This is a genomic window from Carboxylicivirga agarovorans (assembly GCF_050589845.1).
Classification (GTDB): Bacteria; Bacteroidota; Bacteroidia; order Bacteroidales; family Marinilabiliaceae; genus Carboxylicivirga; species Carboxylicivirga agarovorans.
Genome location: NZ_JBNGPA010000018.1, coordinates 106,181 through 121,801 on the forward strand (window position 1 = coordinate 106,181; position 15,621 = coordinate 121,801).

Here is a 15,621-nt window from a genome sequence, read left to right on the forward strand (position 1 = left end):
ACCCGTAACAAGGGTGAAGTCATGGCAGTCGAATAAAATTGTTATTTTTGCATTGATAAAGACAATATGCACCCAGGTTTAAATTTGTTTATTGTTGAACTAAATTAAAGCTAATGAGTAAAGAAGCGATTAGTTTAAGCGTGTTGTATAAAAATTTAATTGGACGATTGAAAGAGTTGATCATTAACCCACGTAAAGAATGGGAGATGATCTTCAACGAAAGAAAATCAATTAATGAAATACTGGCACAGTTTAATTTTCCACTAATTGGTTTATATACAAGCGCGGTATTTGTAGGTTATTTAATAAGTCATCAGGAGTTAGATTTTGAATCGGCTTTAAAAGAGGCCGTATTTACTTTTTCATCTTACTTTTTTGGCTTGTACCTGTGCTATTATTTACTTGTCAAGTTATTGCCTGTTGTCAAAATAGACCTTGAAAAAGCTGCCGTATTTCAACTGGTGGCTTATTCGTCGGGAGTAATGTACCTGACTGGCAGTGTCGCTGCCCTGGTGCCTGAAACCATTGTAATAGCAAGCATAATTAACCTGTACGTTATTTACCTGGTATGGGTGTCGGTTTCAGTTCTCATTAATACTGCAAAGGAGCAACGTATTTGGATGACTTTTATCGCTGGTGTTTTAATTCTGTTTTTGCCAACACTGATTCATCGCTTATTTGTATATATAAGTAATCTGACCTTATGAGTTTACCTTCATCAAGAATAAATATAAGAAATAAAAGAGCAACGTTTGATTATGAGTTAATCGAACGCTTTAATGCTGGTATTCAACTGGCTGGTACCGAAATCAAATCCATTCGTTTAGGTAAGGCCAGCCTGGTTGATTCATATTGTTATTTTGTGAAAGGTGAACTGTGGTTGAAAGGTATGCGTGTATCTGAATATTTTTACGGAACATTTAATAATCATCAGCCAGAACGTGAAAGAAAGCTCTTATTAACGAAAAAAGAACTTCAGAAACTTGAGCGTAAAACCAAAGAGTCAGGTTTGACAATTGTTCCTATTCGCTTGTTTTTCAATGACCGTGGCTTTGTGAAAATAGAAATAGCACTTGCCAAGGGAAAGAAACAACATGATAAGCGCGAAACACTGAAAATGAAAGATGCCGGACGCGAAATGGACAGAGCGCGGAAAAAATTCTGATAATATCGGAACAGGACGCAACCACTTCTTATAAATTCCATCTTCACTATCGAATACTTAATCTATGGGATGGAATTACAATTGGTAAACCGGCAATGTTTCATTGATTACAAGAGTTTAATAATCATGCCTCTTAATTAGTGAGAGTTAATTGCTGTGAATAATCTTAACGACATAATAAAAGGTTGTCAGAAAGGTAAAGCTTCTGCGCAAAGGCAATTGTATCAGTTGTTTGCTGCAAAGATGTTTGCTGTGTGTCTGCGTTATAGCAAGGACAAGACAGAAGCTGAAGATTGTTTGCAGGAAGGGTTTATCAAAGTATTCAGTAAAATAGATAAGTACGGATTTAAAGGCTCGTTTGAAGGGTGGGTGAGACGGATAATGGTCAATACCGTTATTGAAGTTTACCGTAAAAAACAACCCGAGTTGTTGGTTGATGATTTTCCATTGTTAGCTGATGATGACGTAAGTGATGAATATGAGGTGCCTTTTACTCAGGATGAACTGATGGCAATGATACAAGAGTTACCGCCTAAATATAAGCTGGTGTTTAACCTGTACGTGATGGAGGGATTCTCTCATGCTGAAATTGCTGAAACATCAGGAATATCTGTTGGTACGTCAAAATCAAACTTAGCACGGGCCCGACAATGGCTAAAGAAGAATATTGAGGACAGAATTTTAGAGAAAAAACAGGCTGTATGTTAAACGGAGGGAAAAATATAGATACAGTTTTCAAAGACGGTTTAAGCAATCATGAGGTTGCTCCTGAAGCATATGTTTGGGAGTCAATTGAAAAAAACATGAATAAGCAGAGGCGTCAGGCAGCTGTATTGATAATGTGGCGAAGCGTGGCAGCAGCGTGCATTGTTGCTTTAATGGCTGTATCGTTCATGTTGCTTAACCGGGTAAGCGAACCGTTGGTTGAACAAACTGCCGAAGTAATGGCAGCTAAGAAAACTGAAATCGCAGAACAAAATAGTGAAGCCGGCAAGCATACATATATCGAAAACCAGGTTAATTTAAATGAAGCAGTAATTCCTGAAATCCCTGAAAAAGTGTTGAAGAACGCTGATGACTCAGCTGCTCCTACACCCAGTTTAGAAGATCGCCATGTTGTTAATAAGGATGCCGCTATAGCAAACTATATAGCTTCGATCTCAGCTGTTAGTATTGCTGGTACTAATGAGGTGAATACCGATTTACATATCAGGCAGGAAAAAGTGTATTATTCAATATATAATCCGTTAAATGCACCATCTGATTTTGCAAAGTCATCAAAGAAGACTTCCATAAGCATAGGAGGAGTTCTTTCTCCTTCCTATAATTCCAAAATGACATCAGGCGGCAATGAATCAGTAATGGCGGCCTCGGGTGTTGATGTGAATGAGAATGGTATTAATTCTTTGGGAGGTGGTTTGCAGGTGAGGGTTAACACCGGATCGCGCTGGAGTTTTGAAACTGGCGTTTTATATGCCCAGGTGGGTCAGGAAGTAAGTAATGATTATTCTTATCAGTCTTATAAACAGGCTTTTTTAAGCCGTAATGTGGCTATTAGTGCTGGTTTATCCAATTCAATGGGCAATGTAAGGATTACAAAACCCGGTCCTCAGGCCTACGCAGAACCTCTTACCGACAACTTAGTGGAAGCTTCAAATACTTTTGAAAGCTCAGTTAGCTCTCTTAAGCAAACCCTCGATTACATTGAAATTCCGATGATGGCACGCTATTCTTTATTTAAGAATTTTCCATATTTATCAGTTGCAGGTGGTATAAGTTCCAACTTCCTGGTTGATAACGCGGCTTATGCTCTGGATGGTGGTTCGGAACGTAAAATAGGTGAAACAGATGATATTAAATCATTTGTGTTAAGCAGTTCAATTGGTTTGGGTGTTGACGTTCCAATCTATAAGTCGATACATCTTAATGTAGAGCCACGTTTAAAATACTTTCTAAACTCGGTAAGTTCAAATGATGATTATAACTTCCAGCCCTATTCATTTGGAGTGTATGGTGGGCTTACTTTTGTAATTAAATAGCTATTTAAGAGACTCAATCATCTGGTAAAATACACCTTTTTGCAACAGTAAATCTTCGGGTTTACCAGCTTCTGCTATTGTCCCGTTTTTCATTACTACAATCATGTCGGCCAGCTTAATTGTTGAAAGGCGATGGCTGACAATAATAGCGGTTTTATCTTTTGAAATATCTTTAAAATGCTCTATTAAACTTGCCTCGGTAAAGGCATCAAGCGAACTGGTTGGTTCGTCAAGGATGATGACCTGTGCGTCAGTGTTGTAAAAGGAGCGTGCCAGGGCTGTTCGTTGCCATTCTCCGCGGCTCAGCATCTGACTGTCTTTAAAGAGGGTTCCTAAAGTAGTGTTATAACCATTCGGTAGCTTGGTGAATATGCCATGAAGACCGGCGTTGTCAGCTGCTGTGTGAATTGATTCTGCAGAGTATTGTCTTTGTGTGTTTCCGAATAGAATGTTTTCTTCAGCACTCACGTTGTAAAGCATAAAATCCTGAAAGATGACGGAGATGTTCCTGGCTAGCTGCTCACTGCTTATTTCATTCCAGTTACGATTATCTACCAATATTTGTCCGTTATCAGGCTTGTGAAGGCCACATAGCAGTTTGACAAGTGTCGTTTTTCCACTTCCGTTTTCCCCGACAAGGGCAATTGTCTGACCTTTAGGTATATGTAGATTGATATTGTTTAAAACAAGTTTGCCTGAATTAGGGTATTTGAAACAAATATCTGTTAGGTCTATGCCCTTCATAATTGGCGTTGGAAACGTCTCTGTGGCTTTTTCTTCTTTGATCTTAATGTTTCTGAATTCAAAAAAGTTTTTCAGAAACAGGTTGTCCTCATACAGAGAAGTTAAATTTCCAAGTAAACCCTGGAGAACAGAATAGGCTCTCTGAAGAGCCAGGAAATACATGGCCATTGTTCCACTGCTAATACCGCCTTCAATGGTTTGTTTTATCACAAAGCCAATTATCAATAGCAGGATGAAAGTTGCAAATAACTGAACAGATATTTCGTTTATCGTTTTCGATTTAGATAAGGACCATTGCTTATCTCTCAGGTCATATTTAAATCGCTCATACTCTGTTTTGAAGGTATTTCCAAGGTTGAAAACACGAAGCTCTTTGGCAAAGTCTTTTGCTGTAAGTAAGCGATTGTAATAATGAACCCGACGTTCGTCCTCAGTGTGTTTCTTACGGTATTGATAAAGCCTGCGTGTGTATAATATTCTCAGATAGAATATGGGGGCACTTGAAACGATTAACACCGGAACCAGGCTCCAGTGTATATTACTCAGTACAGCCAGTATTAAAATGATGGTCAGGCTGTTTTGCATAAGTTGTAAAAGGCTGTAAAAGACACGGGCAGGACGAAAGGTGGAGTCGCTCAGGGCCCGGTAAAAAATATTCTGGTAATTGGGATCCTCAAAATAACGATAGTCAATATTAACCGTCTTTTTGTGGATGATGTTTTGCACGTAATCATTCACAAAATGACTTTGACGCTCTCGTACCAGGCTGCTGACAGAGCCGCTAAGCGAATTGATCAGAAAGAATGCCGCTGTTAAACCAAGTGTGGAGTATAGTAATTCTGTGTCTGAACCGGAGTTGCTTATTTGTTGCCCGACAACATCTATCAATTGTTTGACAACAAAAAGCAGCAATAAAGGCATGCAACCTCTGATCACAGTCACCAGTGCATTGATAAAAGTCCATTTGGGCGAACTTTTATATACAATTCGTATTGATTCAAGCAGGTGGTTTAATGTGAGCTTATTGGCAGGTTTCATGAATGGTGTGATGATTAAAACACTAAAATAACATAAAAATAAGAGGGACTTGGCACATTGCAGGATTTATTGATGTTTCCGATGGCATTTTTACCATGAAATCGCCCGTCTGCATATTATTCAGCCAATGTTTTTAGCTGAGTTTTGCCCGAATTCTTCCTGAATAAAAAAACAAACGACCGGTAATGAATGTACAATGAGGCATCAGCTTTTTAAATATCAGAAACCAGCCTTTGTTACAGTTGCTGTACTTATTGTTTCGTCGTCGGCCAATAACAGTACCTAACACATTCGTATTGCTGACAGGTGGGTCAGAATGGATAAGTCCATCCCCTTTAAAATGATAAGTTTTGTTTTTTAAGGCATATATACGGTGGGCAATGAGTTTATTCTGACTGATAAAGACTCCAATGTCGCCTTTCTGAGGTTTGCCCGGACTGACCAACAGAATATCGCCTGGTTTCAACAGCGGAAACATACTCATGCCATGGGCCGGAACCTCAACTTCTTGTCCTTCACTAAGAAGCTGAATGAGCGCTAATTGTATGTTTTTATTGGCCAAATTCATTTAAAATATAGTCAATGATCTCTGTATCCGGTTTAAAACCACATTCATAAATACCACATGTCTCAGACAGGTCAATGAGTGCGTTAAGTCTGTTCTGCACCTGTTCTTTATTGTACTGAAATTGCATACAATTGCTCATAAGCCCCAGTGCACCCTTTAAAACCGGTAGTTTCTTTAAATAATTGTCGGGCGATTGCTTGATTAAGAATAGCTTATGGATTTTGACCTCTTTGCTTCTGTCCTGATAATAGGGCATTGGCGTATTGTAAGCCTTATAAGTGCCATTATCAGGAAGTATGATCAGACGATCGTCATTAATAACAGTGGCGCCGTATTTATACCACAATCCTGCCATGGTTGATTTGCCAGTTCCTGATACTGCTGAAAAGAGATATCCCTTATCTTTGTAATTGATCGTTGATGCATGTATAACAAAACCACCGTAGTAGTGCACAATATATTGCAATAATAGTATGCCAAATGGATGGAAGAAAGGGTCAAAGGTAACTTTGTTATTGTTGCCTGTGTTGATCCTGATGTCGATTAGCTTCTTATCGATATCAACAAAAGCAACTGTCTCTTTTATAATTTCATTGTCCTCAAAACATACATAAATGCCCTCTAAAGCACCTTTTTTAATGATGCTCCATTTGTAAGGCAGATCTTCTTTGAATTTTTCTGATCCTTTAAAGACCTGTTCCCAGTTTTCAGGTGTTTTTTCATCATCTGAACGAAAGTTCAATGTCCAGGTTACCTGCTTGCTTATTTCTGTTTCCTGAAAAAGGTGACTTCCACCTTGCTTGTCGAAAACAAAAAAGGGGGATAAGAAATTGACTTTAAATCTTATACCCCCGATAGAATAATATCTTGTATTTTCTGACTTGGTCATGTTTACATATTCGAAAAATCTGGACTATCGCCACCAAAAGGATAGTCTGCGGCTGATGGATTTTCAAATTGAGGAGCAGCCTCTGGCGATGACTCTGGTGCCGCTGCAGGAAAAGGAGGATCTACCGGGTCTCCGATACTGGCCATAAAAAGGCAGGTATCCAGGTCATTACAATGCTCCTCGATGTCAGGTTTGAAATATTTTCGTTTAATCGTCATTCCCAAATTAGCTTCTCTTTATAGCTCTTTTATTACACCATTAGCAACAGCTTTCTCTAAGAATTGTTCCACATCCTTTTGTGCTGTTTCTCTATCTATTTCGAACTCGTTCAAAATCAACTCTGTTATTTCCCCTGTTGATTTTTTCGATCCCAGGTTATTATATATAAAAGAACCTATTTCATTAAGTGAGAAAACTTTTTCCATTTGAGCAACTGTTCCAACAAGTGGAACAACCACCATTTCGTTTCCCACAGTTTTTTCAACAAAGCCTGTTTGCTTTATATACAACTTGCTTCTCACTAAATTAATTTAAAACTTTGGCAAAAATATAAAAAAACATATTTCAAGCACTTAAATAGGCTAAAAGAAATGATTAATTTGACTAATGACTGAATTCATTGTTTAAATATTCAATTTCTTCTGTTTATTTTTCCTAGAATTCAGTCCGGGCAAATGGTGCTGCATCTTGTCCAATGAACTCCTTTTTTAAATACTTGTAATAGCCGTTTATCGCTATCATTGCCGCATTATCGGTTGTGTACGAGAATTTAGGTATAAAGGTTTTCCATTTTTTCTCTTCAGCAAGTTGTGTCAGCCTGTTTCTTAATCCTGTGTTAGCCGAAACTCCACCTGCAAGAGATACTTGTGTGATACCGGTATCTTTAGCCGCCTTTACTAATTTGTCCATTAAAATATCAATAATGGTCTTTTGCAATGACGCACATATATCTGCTTTGTTTTCTTCAATAAAATCAGGATTCTTCTTTAGCTCATCCCGCAAAAAGTATAGTACCGAGGTTTTTAATCCGCTGAAACTGTAGTCGTAATCCTTAATCCTGGGCTTGCTGAATTTAAATGCTTCAGCATTACCTTCCCGGGCCAGCTTGTCAATAAGTGGTCCGCCGGGATAAGGGAGTCCCATTATTTTAGCACATTTGTCAAAGGCTTCACCGGCAGCATCGTCAATGGTCTGGCCAATGATCTCCATGTTCAGATGATCACGAACAACTATGATCTGGCTGTTACCACCTGAAACAAGCAGGCACAAAAATGGAAACTCCGGTTGATCCGTATCATTTTCATCCTCCTTAATAAAATGTGCCATCACATGAGCGTGCAGGTGGTTTACTTCAATTAAAGGTAAACTGTTAGCCAGTGCAAACCCCTTTGCAAAAGAAGTACCAACAAGCAATGAACCCATTAATCCGGGACCGCGGGTGAATGCTATGGCGTCAATTTCACTTCTTTCAACACCTGCATCTTTAATGGCTTTTTCAACTACAGGAATGATATTTTGCTGATGTGCACGTGATGCTAACTCCGGTACAACACCCCCGTAAGCCTTGTGAACATCTTGATTTGCAACTATATTTGATAAAATAACATCGTCTTTAAAAACCGCCGCAGAAGTGTCATCACACGATGACTCAATTCCCAAAATAATCGCACTCATAAAAATGTCAGATAGAATTATTCATGTTCAAATCAAAATTCCCACCTTTTTCTTAATTTTGGTGAGTTAAAAACGGGGTAAAATTATAAAAAAAAATATCAAAATAGGATTGTATGTTTTGGCGGCACTAATAATAGTACCGCTAATGCTATATTCCATTTTATTATTGCCTTCAGTTCAAACTACGGTTGTAAACTACATAACCAGTGAACTTAGTGAAGACTTAAATACTGAAATTTCCATCAAAAGGGTTCATTTGCGCCCATTTAAAACCCTTGTCCTGGACGAAGTAACGGTATTTGATCAAAGTGCTGATACACTTCTGTCAATTGAACGAATCTCGGCTAATATCGATTCTATCTATTTCAGGAGAAAAAGCCTGTATCTAAGTGATCTCCAAATTTCTGTTCCACATATTAATGTCAAGAAACAGGATTCGCTGTATAACTTCTCGTTTCTTTTGGATGCTTTAAGGCCTGGGCAATCAACCAAAGGTGATGGCAGTGCCTGGAATGTCAGTTTAAATAAGCTGGGAATAGATGATGGGAAGTTAAGTTATGCAATTGACTCTTTGGGCAAGCATGTGGAAGTATCAAACCTGTTGATGCAAATAAATGATATTCATCAGGATAGCTTGTGGCACCTGGGTTTAAATGAACTGTCATTTAAAAGTACAGTAGGATTTAATGTTGACAGGGCTGAGGGACAGTTAAGCTTCAATAAATCGCACCTGACATTTGACGATGGCCTGCTTGAAACACAAAAATCATCGCTGGAAATAGATTCATTCGACATTGAGATGCATCCGGATAAAGAGGGTTTTAACAGATTCGGACAATTTTACTTAGATGTTGATCGCTCTAAAGTCAATGATGAAGATATAGCTTTTTTAACAGGAAAGAATGTAAGATTCCCTCAGATTCAATTGTCGGGTTTGGTTACCGGAACACTTGACAATATAAGAGGCCGGGGGGTGCGCCTTCAGTTTGGTCCGCATTCTCAAATCAACTCTAGCTTTGACATTGATGGATTACCTGATATTGACCAGACATTTATTTACTTGAACGTAAGGCACCTTAAAACGACACCTGGAGATTTGGAACGCCTGTTTTCAAGAGTGAAAGGGCAGGCCCTTCACTTACCAAAGGCGATAAGAAGTCTTGATCAGATAACTTATTCAGGTAGTTTTACCGGTTTCGTTACTGACCTTGTGGCATATGGTGAGTTTAATACTGCCCTTGGGAAAATCAATACTGATATAGGTTTAAAAATAGATGCCGCTGATAACCTCGTGTTTTCAGGTAACTTATCAACGCAGCAGTTTAATGTTGGCAAGCTGGCAGGGGCTGAAGAATATATTGGTAATGTTTCCATGTCAGTGGCAATAAATGGTCGTCGGCAATCGGCTAATAATTACAGTGCCTTTTTAAGTGGGGTGGTTGATACTATTACCATTAATGATTATGCTTATAAAAACATAAGACTTAACGGCTTGTTTGCCAACGATAAGTTTGATGGCGACTTTTTAATCGATGATCCTAACGGACAGCTCGGATTCAATGGTAAGATCGATCTGTCAGGTGAAGTACCTAATTTTAGTTTTATAGCACACCTTACCGAAATAAATCTTGATCAGCTGAATATTTATAAAAAGCACAAAGGTGCTGTATTGACAGCCGATATAGAAACTGAAATAGCGGGAGGTGATATAAATGATATTGTTGGTTTTCTTAATGTTAGAAACCTTGACTATCAATACAAAGAGAAACAGGTCGCTGTAGATTCGCTCTTGCTTATCTCGGTAAGGGAAGGAGAACGAAAACGCATTGTTCTTCAGTCGGATATTGCTGAGGGTGATTTGGTTGGAGTCTATAATTTTACGCACATAGGAAATTTGCTTAAACAAAGCATGACTAATTTTTTGCCGTCTTTAAAAAAGCAGGTTAATATCAAAGAGAAAGAGAGTAAGGAAAATGATTTTACGTTTTCATGCACCTTTAAACGGATATCTGATATTATCACGCTGTTTAATCCTGATATCGATGTGTCAGATAATGGCTTGTTGCTGGGGAATTATAATACATCAACAGGCGAAATCGATGTGGAAGCTGAAATACAGTATCTCAACTACAAGGGCATCAAGGCAGTTCAACCCGAAGTACACATCTCTTCAACCAGCAATAACAAATTATCTGTTGTTTCGCGTTTAAAAGATTTGAATATTAATAACCTAGGCTCTTTTCAAAACCTGAGTTTGCACCAAAGCGCCTATAACGACACGCTTGAGTTTAATGTATTCTGGAACAACTGGGATGAGTACACCAATAGCGGATCCATATTAACAGCCACATCTTTACGCTCGCGCGACAATGGCTTGTATGCCACTATGCAAATACTGCCTTCCTATGTAATGGTGCGTGACAGCCTATGGGAGGTTCAGTCAACAACACTGCATTATCATCCCGATGGCTTTTCACTTAAGAACTTCAGGGTTCATCACGGAAACCAGGAGATTGGAATCAACGGTTTTGTACACCGCCATGTAAAAGACGGTATGAGGGTCCATTTTCAGAATATTAATTTGTCTGATATGGTTGGTTACCAGGATGTGAAGCAAGTTGAGATGAAGGGATTCCTGAACGGAACTCTTGATGTTCAGAAATTATATAATTCACCTGTAATAAGTGGTAACCTGAGTGTTAATGATTTTCATTTTAACAATGATGCCTTGGGTGATTTTAAGATCATTGCCGACTATCTTCCTAAAAAGCATCAGATACAGATTGAATCCAATGTAACCAAAGGAAATATAGAGCCGTTAAATGGAGGTGGTGTGATAGATCTGGAACAGCAAAGTCTTGATCTTCATTATGACATAGATAGTCTTGAAATAGGCTTTCTGAACCTGTACCTGAGTAAGGTCATGCAAAATTTGTCAGGTAATGCCAGTGGTAAACTATCTGTTACGGGTCCTTTATCGGCTCCTGAATTGCTGGGTGCTTTGCATATTAATAAAGCTCTTTTTGATGTTGACCTCTTGCAAACCACCTATTCAATTACCGATTCGGTGTTGTTTAAGCCCAACCTGATGGAATTTAAAGGTATAAAGCTGTCTGACCGAAATGGTAAGCAGGGAACTTTTAATGGTACAATCGAGCACCAGGCATTCAGAAATATGCGCTATGACCTGCGCCTGATCACCAATAATATGCTGGTTATGGATACGAAGTATACCGATAATCCATTGTATTATGGTGAGGTATATGCCGATGGTAATATGTCGGTAACCGGTACAACCAAAGACCTGGTGATAGATATTGGGGGGCGCACCATGGAAGATACACAGTTTTTTATACCTCTTACCGATGAAGAAAGTGCTGAAGAGAGTAGTTTTATTCGTTTTGTTAATTCAAAACAGGAGGAAGGTGAAGAAAATGGAACGGTTAGTCTATCTGATGAATACGAAATTGACCTGACCGGCATGACGGTAAGCATGGATCTGGATATTACACCGGATGCACGCTGCCAGGTTATATTTGATTCGAAAGTTGGTGATATATTGAAAGGACGTGGGAATGGTAACCTGCAAATAAAAATGGATAAAGAGGGAGGTATTGTGTTCTTCGGTGATTTTAATTTCGATGACGGAGACTATATGTTTACCCTTCAAAATGTATTGAACAAGAAGTTTGTCATTAACAGCGGATCGTCCATCCATTGGGATGGGAATCCATATGATGCGATAATTGATCTGAATGCGACCTATAAACTTAAAACAAGCTTACTTGATCTGACAGGTGATTTTTCTGAAGAAGCACAGAAAGAGTACGGAAGAAGAATACCGGTACACTGTAATATGTTATTAACAGATCGATTGACAAGGCCGAATGTTAAATTTGAAATAAAAACACCTTCTACCCAGGATAATAACCAAAACATAATTGATTCATACATCAATACAGAAGAGGAAACCAATCGCCAGGTCTTGTCACTGCTTGTTCTTAATAAATTCTATACCCAGGAAACAAGTGCACCCAATAGTGGGGTCGCATCTGGTAACAATGCTGCCTTGGTAACCACTACCGAAATGTTATCCAACCAGTTGAGTCATTGGTTGTCGCAAATTAGCCGTGATGTGGATATAGGCGTTAGTTACAGGCCTGCCAGTGAGCTGAGTGATGATGAGGTTGAAGTGGCTTTGTCGACACAGATGTTTAATAACCGTGTGGTTGTTAACGGAAACGTAGGATACGGCAAGGACCAAACACGCCCCAGTAACTTAATTGGTGATTTTGACGTTGAGGTCAAACTGAATAACTCTGGTAGTATACGTGCCAAAGCCTATACCAGAACCAATAATGACCTGGTTTATTCAACCAATACATCCCCTACCACACAGGGTGTGGGTGTTTCGTTTAAAGAAGAATTTGACACTTTAGAAGAATTAATGCACAAGTATTGGCTGAAAATTTCAGGCAAAAACAAAGACGAAGAAAAGAAGAGTAGTTCAGAAGAGACTAAAGAATAACTATCTTCGTTCTTATTTAAAAAGTGATTTGTCTATTTTAGTGCAGATTTTTAAAAATCAAGACTAAGTTCTTGCTTAATTATTACATATTACGATTGACTAAAAAATATAAATATGAATTTGTTTTTATTCATTCAGGCAAATGCCGAAGATCTTATTGCCGAAGAGATGGTTGAAGGTGCTGAAAAAAGCATGAATCTTTTTGAAATGGCCAAGGCCGGTGGTATTATCATGATTCCTTTAGTGTTACTGTCGATTATCGCGGTCTATATTTTCTTCGAACGTTACATGGCTATTCGCCGGGCTTCTAAGGAAGATGCCGGGTTTATGAATAAAATTAAAGATTACATACACGACGGCAAAATTGAATCGGCAATGGCGCTGTGTCAGTCGCACGATTTTCCAATCTCAAGGATGATTGAAAAAGGGGTGACGCGCATTGGTCGCCCTCTGAGTGATGTAAATACTGCCATTGAAAATGTTGGTAACCTTGAAATTTCACGCCTCGAGAAAAGTTTGCCAACACTGGCAACTGTTGCAGGTGGCGCTCCCATGATCGGTTTCCTGGGTACGGTTATTGGTATGGTGAAAGCTTTTTTTGACATGGCTAATGCCGGTAATAATATTGATGTGCAGTTATTGTCATCGGGTATCTATACCGCCATGGTAACAACCGTAACTGGTTTGGTGGTTGGTATCATTGCCTATTTTGCATACAATATTTTAGTGGCGAAGGTTGAAAAGGTCGTGTTTAAAATGGAAGCACGTACCATGGAGTTTATGGATTTATTAAACGAACCAGCGCATTAAGCATGGCTTTAAAGCGAAGAACTAAAATAAGCGCGGCCTTTAGCATGTCGTCGATGACTGACATTGTGTTTCTGTTGTTGATCTTTTTTATGATTACGTCAACAATGGTGCATCCCAATGCCATTAAGTTACTGATACCGAAAAAGGCAACTAAAAAGGTGGTGGTTGAAAAATACCTGAGTGTGCGTGTTACATCATCAGGGAGGTTTTACGTGGAAGGAAAACGCGTTGGAGATGATGCCATTGAGTCAGGTCTGATCGCTGCTTTTAACCGCAATGATAAAACCATTGTTAAGCTGCGCACCGATAAAAATGCAGCAACGGGAAATGTGGCCCGTGTTTTGGATATAGCTGAGTCAAATGGCATTAAAGTAATATTAGACATTAGGTAATGGCACTAAAAAAGCGAAGTAAAATAGAAGCTGGTTTCTGTATGTCATCCATGACTGACATTGTATTTCTATTGCTTATATTCTTTATGATCACCTCTACACTGGTTACGCCTCAGGCCATCAAGGATATGGTGCTGCCAAAGAGTGATCACCAGGTATCGGCCAAGCCTAATACAACGATTTCAGTTACAGCTGATTTGCGCTATTTTGTCGAGGGTGAACAATTGCCTTTCTGGAAGATAGAACGACGATTAAAAGAGATCATTGAAGTAAGTCCCGATACCTATATTGCATTACATGTTGATGAATCCGTACCATTCTCGGTGGTAGGACGCATACGCGATATTGCGATACGAAATAAATATAAACTGATATTGGCCACTCAGGGAAAATAAACCATGGAAGACAGGGATAAAAAATACGGTATTATCGGATCGGCAATTTTTCACATAGCCGTACTGTTGTTGTTGATATTCTTTGGCTTATCAACTCTTCCACAGGAAGAAGAGGGGATACTGGTCAATTTTGGCGATACAGTATTGGGGCAAGGTGAGATTGAACCCAAGCAGTCGCAGGCTAAACCTGTTGAACAGCCTAATACACCTCCGCCTCCTAAAGTGGAAAATGTACCGGTGCCTAAAGCGGCAGAACCTGAGCCTGAAGATGAGGTGAAGACACAGGATTTCGATGAAGCACCAGTCGTGAAATCGGCTGAGCAAAAGAAGAAGGAGCAGGAAGAAAAAGATCGCCTGGAGAAAGAGCGCCAACAAAGGGAAGAACAGGAGCGCATCGAACGTGAAAAGGAGATAGAACGTCAGAAAGAACAGGAGCGTCAGCGCCAGATAGAAGCAGAAAAAGAAGCACAACGCCAGAAAGAACTGGCCGAACAACGTGCGCGTGAGGAAGCTGAGCGAAAGAAGAAAGAAGAGCAGGACAGACAGGCAGCAGAGGCTCGCAACCGCGTATCCGGTGCATTCAGTGGAAAAGGTAGTGGCGAAAGCACTTCAGAAGGTGAAACAGGAGGAAGTGGCAACCAGGGCCATGTAACCGGTGACCCGAATTCTAAAAACCGAACCGGAAGTGGATTGGGTGATAAGGGAGTAAGCTTTGGCCTTGGTGGAAGAAAGGCTTTGAGTCTTCCAAAACCAAGCCATAATATTAATGAGTCAGGTACTATTGTTGTTGAAATAAAGGTGAACCGTGATGGTAAGGTTGTTTCTGCTGTTGCAATAATGAAGGGCTCCTCGCTTTTCAACAACAGGGAAGCAAGGCGAGCTGCTGAAGAGGCAGCACGATTGTCAAAGTTTGATCTCAAAAATGAAGCTGCCTACGAACAGGCTGGGTGGATTCGATATTATTTCGAAGTAAATTAGTGGCTAATGCAAAAGCAGCGGCTATGCGTGCTATATTCAATGCTGATAAAAAAGCCAATGCTTATGCGCAGGGAACCATCACCTATCATTTCCAGCTGGATTAAGCATTAAGCTTTTGTTTATTGCATAAAAGGCTGAAAGACTTACACTTTAGTACAAGGGGGCATCGCCCCTTGGATATATTATAGAGGTAATTATCAGGCTGTAAGTCTGAAACATTTAATTTGTGCAGGCTTACAGCCTGAATGCCTTTCTTTTAATTTCCTTGGGATGTTGCCTTTTAGTGTTCGAAAAGAAGTTTTATAAACGTATAGATCTATGCATCATGTAAATCAGCTCTCCTCCTTACAAAAAGGCTGTATGTTTGTAATAAGAAACACATAAGCCTCTATTGTGTCGTA

The 15,621-nt window shown here is 39.4% G+C and carries 15 protein-coding genes; 9 read left to right on the plus strand and 6 right to left on the minus strand.

Annotation, left to right across the window (positions count from 1 at the left end):
* Window positions 1–113: 113 nt before the first annotated feature.
* The 4 genes from ACRD69_RS16805 to ACRD69_RS16820 all read left to right on the plus strand — a co-directional run bounded on the left by ACRD69_RS16805 (window position 114) and on the right by ACRD69_RS16820 (window position 3,204).
* On the plus strand, window positions 114–707 hold the full coding sequence (locus tag ACRD69_RS16805; RefSeq protein ID WP_430816281.1) for a YIP1 family protein: 594 nt from the start codon (window positions 114–116) through the stop codon (window positions 705–707).
* The gene (gene smpB / locus ACRD69_RS16810) at window positions 704–1,165 is read left to right on the plus strand and encodes an SsrA-binding protein SmpB (protein ID WP_430816282.1); all 462 of its coding nucleotides are present in this window, start codon (window positions 704–706) and stop codon (window positions 1,163–1,165) included. Before ACRD69_RS16805 ends, smpB begins: the two co-directional genes overlap by 4 nt.
* 156 nt (window positions 1,166–1,321) lie before the next feature.
* Window positions 1,322–1,873, plus strand: a complete 552-nt coding sequence (locus ACRD69_RS16815) for an RNA polymerase sigma factor (protein ID WP_430816283.1) — start codon at window positions 1,322–1,324, stop codon at window positions 1,871–1,873.
* Window positions 1,867–3,204: an outer membrane beta-barrel protein gene (locus tag ACRD69_RS16820; RefSeq protein WP_430816284.1), complete on the plus strand. Its 1,338-nt coding sequence runs from the start codon at window positions 1,867–1,869 to the stop codon at window positions 3,202–3,204. The genes ACRD69_RS16815 and ACRD69_RS16820 overlap by 7 nt, the downstream gene beginning before the upstream one ends.
* On the opposite strand, the gene ACRD69_RS16825 is transcribed toward ACRD69_RS16820, so the two are convergent.
* From ACRD69_RS16825 to tsaD, 6 genes are all read right to left on the minus strand, one after another.
* A complete protein-coding gene (locus tag ACRD69_RS16825; RefSeq protein WP_430816285.1) occupies window positions 3,205–4,986 on the minus strand; it encodes an ABC transporter ATP-binding protein in 1,782 nt (593 codons plus the stop codon).
* 133 nt (window positions 4,987–5,119) lie between these two features.
* Window positions 5,120–5,554, minus strand: coding sequence for a S26 family signal peptidase (locus ACRD69_RS16830; RefSeq protein WP_430816286.1), 435 nt, complete (start codon window positions 5,552–5,554; stop codon window positions 5,120–5,122).
* The gene (locus ACRD69_RS16835) at window positions 5,538–6,443 is read right to left on the minus strand and encodes a hypothetical protein (RefSeq protein WP_430816287.1); all 906 of its coding nucleotides are present in this window, start codon (window positions 6,441–6,443) and stop codon (window positions 5,538–5,540) included. Before ACRD69_RS16835 ends, ACRD69_RS16830 begins: the two co-directional genes overlap by 17 nt.
* Window positions 6,444–6,445: 2 nt before the next feature.
* On the minus strand, window positions 6,446–6,661 hold the full coding sequence (locus ACRD69_RS16840; RefSeq protein ID WP_430816288.1) for a hypothetical protein: 216 nt from the start codon (window positions 6,659–6,661) through the stop codon (window positions 6,446–6,448).
* 18 nt (window positions 6,662–6,679) lie between these two features.
* Window positions 6,680–6,964 (minus strand): PqqD family protein, encoded by a 285-nt coding sequence (locus ACRD69_RS16845; protein WP_430816289.1) that lies wholly within the window; start codon window positions 6,962–6,964, stop codon window positions 6,680–6,682.
* A 133-nt stretch (window positions 6,965–7,097) separates the two neighbouring features.
* Entirely contained in the window at window positions 7,098–8,117 is a 1,020-nt protein-coding gene (gene tsaD, locus ACRD69_RS16850) for a tRNA (adenosine(37)-N6)-threonylcarbamoyltransferase complex transferase subunit TsaD (protein ID WP_430816290.1), read from the minus strand.
* 118 nt (window positions 8,118–8,235) lie between these two features.
* Between tsaD and ACRD69_RS16855 the strand changes: the two genes are divergently transcribed.
* From ACRD69_RS16855 to ACRD69_RS16875, 5 genes are all read left to right on the plus strand, one after another.
* Window positions 8,236–12,645 (plus strand): translocation/assembly module TamB domain-containing protein, encoded by a 4,410-nt coding sequence (locus tag ACRD69_RS16855; RefSeq protein ID WP_489685672.1) that lies wholly within the window; start codon window positions 8,236–8,238, stop codon window positions 12,643–12,645.
* 114 nt (window positions 12,646–12,759) lie between these two features.
* A complete protein-coding gene (locus ACRD69_RS16860) occupies window positions 12,760–13,455 on the plus strand; it encodes a MotA/TolQ/ExbB proton channel family protein (RefSeq protein ID WP_430816292.1) in 696 nt (231 codons plus the stop codon).
* Between the two features lie 2 nt (window positions 13,456–13,457).
* Window positions 13,458–13,847: an ExbD/TolR family protein gene (locus ACRD69_RS16865; protein ID WP_430816293.1), complete on the plus strand. Its 390-nt coding sequence runs from the start codon at window positions 13,458–13,460 to the stop codon at window positions 13,845–13,847.
* The gene (locus tag ACRD69_RS16870; RefSeq protein WP_430816294.1) at window positions 13,847–14,242 is read left to right on the plus strand and encodes an ExbD/TolR family protein; all 396 of its coding nucleotides are present in this window, start codon (window positions 13,847–13,849) and stop codon (window positions 14,240–14,242) included. Before ACRD69_RS16865 ends, ACRD69_RS16870 begins: the two co-directional genes overlap by 1 nt.
* A 3-nt stretch (window positions 14,243–14,245) precedes the next feature.
* Complete coding sequence (locus tag ACRD69_RS16875; RefSeq protein WP_430816295.1) at window positions 14,246–15,220, plus strand: hypothetical protein; 975 nt, start codon at window positions 14,246–14,248, stop codon at window positions 15,218–15,220.
* Window positions 15,221–15,621: the final 401 nt, after the last annotated feature.

Coding starts and splice junctions, on each gene's coding strand:
- ACRD69_RS16860 (WP_430816292.1), top strand. CDS start 12,760: ATGAATTTGTTTTTATTCATTCAGGCAAATGCCGAAGATCTTATTGCC.
- tsaD (WP_430816290.1), bottom strand. CDS start 8,117: ATGAGTGCGATTATTTTGGGAATTGAGTCATCGTGTGATGACACTTCT.
- ACRD69_RS16825 (WP_430816285.1), bottom strand. CDS start 4,986: ATGAAACCTGCCAATAAGCTCACATTAAACCACCTGCTTGAATCAATA.
- ACRD69_RS16840 (WP_430816288.1), bottom strand. CDS start 6,661: ATGACGATTAAACGAAAATATTTCAAACCTGACATCGAGGAGCATTGT.
- ACRD69_RS16875 (WP_430816295.1), top strand. CDS start 14,246: ATGGAAGACAGGGATAAAAAATACGGTATTATCGGATCGGCAATTTTT.
- smpB (WP_430816282.1), top strand. CDS start 704: ATGAGTTTACCTTCATCAAGAATAAATATAAGAAATAAAAGAGCAACG.
- ACRD69_RS16830 (WP_430816286.1), bottom strand. CDS start 5,554: ATGAATTTGGCCAATAAAAACATACAATTAGCGCTCATTCAGCTTCTT.
- ACRD69_RS16865 (WP_430816293.1), top strand. CDS start 13,458: ATGGCTTTAAAGCGAAGAACTAAAATAAGCGCGGCCTTTAGCATGTCG.
- ACRD69_RS16805 (WP_430816281.1), top strand. CDS start 114: ATGAGTAAAGAAGCGATTAGTTTAAGCGTGTTGTATAAAAATTTAATT.
- ACRD69_RS16835 (WP_430816287.1), bottom strand. CDS start 6,443: ATGACCAAGTCAGAAAATACAAGATATTATTCTATCGGGGGTATAAGA.
- ACRD69_RS16870 (WP_430816294.1), top strand. CDS start 13,847: ATGGCACTAAAAAAGCGAAGTAAAATAGAAGCTGGTTTCTGTATGTCA.
- ACRD69_RS16820 (WP_430816284.1), top strand. CDS start 1,867: ATGTTAAACGGAGGGAAAAATATAGATACAGTTTTCAAAGACGGTTTA.